3 protein-coding genes are annotated in these 3,394 nt (G+C 72.2%); 1 reads left to right on the top strand and 2 read right to left on the bottom strand.

Annotated elements, in window-relative coordinates; translation table 11 throughout:
• The first annotated feature begins 265 nt into the window (after window positions 1-265).
• Entirely contained in the window at window positions 266-1,888 is a 1,623-nt protein-coding gene (groL, locus tag G3I53_RS16945) for a chaperonin GroEL (protein WP_164334599.1), read from the top strand.
• Window positions 1,889-2,011: 123 nt separating this feature from the next.
• Here groL and G3I53_RS16940 read toward each other — a convergent pair whose 3' ends face one another.
• Together G3I53_RS16940 and murQ are read right to left on the bottom strand one after the other, a co-directional pair.
• The gene (locus tag G3I53_RS16940) at window positions 2,012-2,581 is read right to left on the bottom strand and encodes a hypothetical protein (RefSeq protein ID WP_164347399.1); all 570 of its coding nucleotides are present in this window, start codon (window positions 2,579-2,581) and stop codon (window positions 2,012-2,014) included.
• 78 nt (window positions 2,582-2,659) lie between these two features.
• Window positions 2,660-3,394 (bottom strand): N-acetylmuramic acid 6-phosphate etherase (gene murQ / locus G3I53_RS16935; protein ID WP_164438510.1); only part of this gene is annotated, 735 nt, incomplete at its 5' end.

The raw sequence follows: 3,394 nt of genomic DNA, 5'->3' as shown, positions 1-3,394 counted from the left end.
GCGCTCCGCCGCAGCACAGGGGCGTGCGCGCCCCGCCCGGCCGCGACCGGCCGACGGGCCCGCTTCGCGGGAGCGCCTTGCACTCGGGGGGGTCGAGTGCTAATCATTGGCGTTAGCACTCTGAAGGTGAGAGTGACAACGAAGGACCGGGTCGGTGAGGCCCGCAGGCCGCGTGGGGCAAGGAACCACGGGCCGGCGAGCCGTCCGTCGCGGGCGCGGGCGCGGTCCGAAGGAATCACCCCCAGTCCTGGAGGGACCACTTCACATGGCCAAGATCATCGCGTTCGACGAGGAGGCGCGGCGCGGCCTCGAGCGCGGCATGAACCAGCTCGCGGACGCCGTCAAGGTGACGCTCGGCCCCAAGGGCCGCAACGTCGTCCTCGAGAAGAAGTGGGGCGCCCCCACGATCACCAACGATGGTGTGTCCATCGCCAAGGAGATCGAGCTCGAGGACCCGTACGAGAAGATCGGCGCCGAGCTGGTCAAGGAAGTCGCCAAGAAGACGGACGACGTCGCCGGTGACGGTACGACCACCGCGACCGTTCTCGCCCAGGCCCTGGTCAAGGAGGGCCTGCGCAACGTCGCCGCGGGCGCCAACCCGATGGCCCTCAAGCGCGGTATCGAGAAGGCCGTCGAGTCGGTCTCCGCCGCCCTGCTGGAGCAGGCGAAGGACGTCGAGACCAAGGAGCAGATCGCCTCCACGGCCTCCATCTCCGCCGCCGACACCCAGATCGGTGAGCTCATCGCCGAGGCCATGGACAAGGTCGGCAAGGAAGGCGTCATCACCGTCGAGGAGTCCCAGACCTTCGGTCTGGAGCTGGAGCTCACCGAGGGTATGCGCTTCGACAAGGGCTACATCTCGGCGTACTTCGCCACCGACATGGAGCGTATGGAGGCCGTCCTCGACGACCCGTACATCCTGATCGCCAACTCCAAGATCTCCAACGTCAAGGACCTGCTCCCGCTCCTGGAGAAGGTCATGCAGTCGGGCAAGCCGCTGCTGATCATCGCCGAGGACGTCGAGGGCGAGGCCCTGTCGACCCTGGTCGTCAACAAGATCCGCGGCACCTTCAAGTCCGTCGCCGTCAAGGCCCCGGGCTTCGGCGACCGCCGCAAGGCCATGCTCGGCGACATCGCCATCCTCACGGGCGGCGAGGTCATCTCCGAGGAGGTCGGCCTCAAGCTGGAGAACGCCACGCTCGACCTGCTGGGCAAGGCGCGCAAGGTCGTCATCACCAAGGACGAGACCACCATCGTCGACGGTGCCGGCTCGGCCGACCAGGTCCAGGGCCGCGTCAACCAGATCCGCGCCGAGATCGAGAACAGCGACTCGGACTACGACCGCGAGAAGCTCCAGGAGCGTCTGGCGAAGCTGGCCGGCGGCGTGGCCGTCATCAAGGCCGGTGCCGCCACCGAGGTGGAGCTCAAGGAGCGCAAGCACCGCATCGAGGACGCCGTCCGCAACGCCAAGGCGGCCGTCGAGGAGGGCATCGTCGCCGGTGGTGGCGTGGCCCTGCTGCAGGCCACCCAGGTCTTCGAGAAGCTGGAGCTCGAGGGTGACGAGGCGACCGGCGCCAACGCCGTGCGCATCGCGCTGGAGGCCCCGCTGAAGCAGATCGCCGTCAACGCCGGCCTCGAGGGCGGTGTCGTGGTGGAGAAGGTGCGCAACCTGACCCCGGGCCACGGCCTGAACGCCGCGACCGGCGAGTACGTCGACCTGGTCAAGGAAGGCATCATCGACCCGGCGAAGGTGACCCGTTCCGCGCTGCAGAACGCCGCCTCCATCGCCGCGCTGTTCCTCACCACCGAGGCCGTCATCGCCGACAAGCCGGAGAAGGCCGCCGCGCCGGCCGGCGGCGGCATGCCGGGCGGTGACATGGACTTCTGATCCCTTCGAGGATCGGATCCGTCCGTCGCACGACCGAGGGCGGCACCCCCTGTTCCGGGGGGTGCCGCCCTCGGGCGTTCTCCGGGGCCGGCGAACGCCCCGGGGCGGGTGGCGGTCCGGCGGTCAGAGGCCGCCCATCGGCTCGATGTCGACCCGCACCGGGGTGCCCCACACCCGCAGCACCTCGTAGTCGGTGAACTCGTGCACGATCCGGTACGCCATCGCGGGCCGGGGGCCGCGCCGCTGCGCCGCCAGGTACAGCTCCGCCTCCCGGCGGTCCCGGCGGGGGGTGCCGCACAGCTGCCACGCCTGGCCGTTCCACGCCTCCGGCAGCCAGCGCTGCTGCGGCTGCGGCCGGTCGCCGCGCACCCCGTACCGGGACGGCACCGGCTCGGTGGGCGCGTACTGCGGCGCCGGGCCGTTGAACTCGGCGCGGCGGGCGGCGCGCCGCCGCGTCTCGCACAGCAGGCACAGGTCGGGCGCGCTCTCGTCGACCGGCCCGGTGGGGTGCTCCGGGCAGCGGGTGCTGGGGGCGGCCGAGGTGACGCCCTCCTCCAGCAGGTCCAGGGCCCGGCGCAGGTCGGCCTTGACCTCGTGCAGCTTGGCGTCCGGGGTGTCGCCGCCGAGCGCCTCGCCGTGTTCGCCGAGCAGGCGCAGGGCGCGGCCCAGTGCGGTGAGCTGCGCGTGGTTCATTGGTGTCCGTCTCCGTGGGGGTTCGGGTCGGTACGAGTATCCCAGCGGCCCCGGACCCTGTCACAGCCCGCGGTGACGTCAGGCGTCCGCGGGCCCGCTGCTCCCGGCCTTCGCGAGCGCGGCCCGCAGGTGACCGTCCGCCTCGTCCAGCAGCCGGGCCGCGGTGCCGGCGTCCGTGTCGGTGAGCAGCACCAGGATGGCGTGCTTGACCTCCCCGCCGGTGGCCGTCAGGGCCCGCTCGACGGCCGCGTCGTCCGCCCCGGTGGCCAGGGTGACGATCCGGTGGGAGCGGGCGCGCAGCTTGTCGTTGGAGGCCCGCACGTCGACCATCAGGTTCCCGTACGTCTTGCCGAGCCGGATCATCGTGATCGTCGACAGCATGTTGAGGACGAGTTTCTGGGCGGTGCCCGCCTTGAGGCGGGTGGAGCCGGTGAGCAGTTCCGGCCCGACGACCACCTCGATGCCGTGCTCCGCGGCGGCGGCCAGCGCGCTGTCCGGGTTGCAGGCCAGCCCGACGGTCAGCGCGCCCCGGGCGCGGGCGTGGGTGACGGCGCCGACGGCGTACGGGGTGCGGCCGGAGGCGGAGACGCCGACCACGGTGTCGTCGGCGGTCAGGCCCAGCGCGGCCAGGTCGGCCTCGGCGAGGGCGGCGGAGTCCTCGGCGCCCTCGACGGAGGTGACCATGGCGTCGGGGCCGCCCGCGATGAGGCCGACGACCTGGCCGGGGCGGGTGTTGAAGGTCGGCGGGCACTCGGACGCGTCCAGGACGCCGAGCCGCCCGGCGGTGCCGGCGCCCGCGTAGACGAGCCGGCC

The sequence above is a fragment of the Streptomyces sp. SID14436 genome (assembly GCF_010548465.1).
In the GTDB taxonomy this organism is placed as follows: domain Bacteria; phylum Actinomycetota; class Actinomycetes; order Streptomycetales; family Streptomycetaceae; genus Streptomyces.
Note: the sequence above shows the minus strand (reverse complement) of the source record. Positions and strands in the feature narration are given on the sequence as shown.

Excerpts from the sequence above, each read along its gene's own strand:
- groL (WP_164334599.1), top strand. The coding sequence starts at position 266 with ATGGCCAAGATCATCGCGTTCGACGAGGAGGCGCGGCGCGGCCTCGAG.
- G3I53_RS16940 (WP_164347399.1), bottom strand. The coding sequence starts at position 2,581 with ATGAACCACGCGCAGCTCACCGCACTGGGCCGCGCCCTGCGCCTGCTC.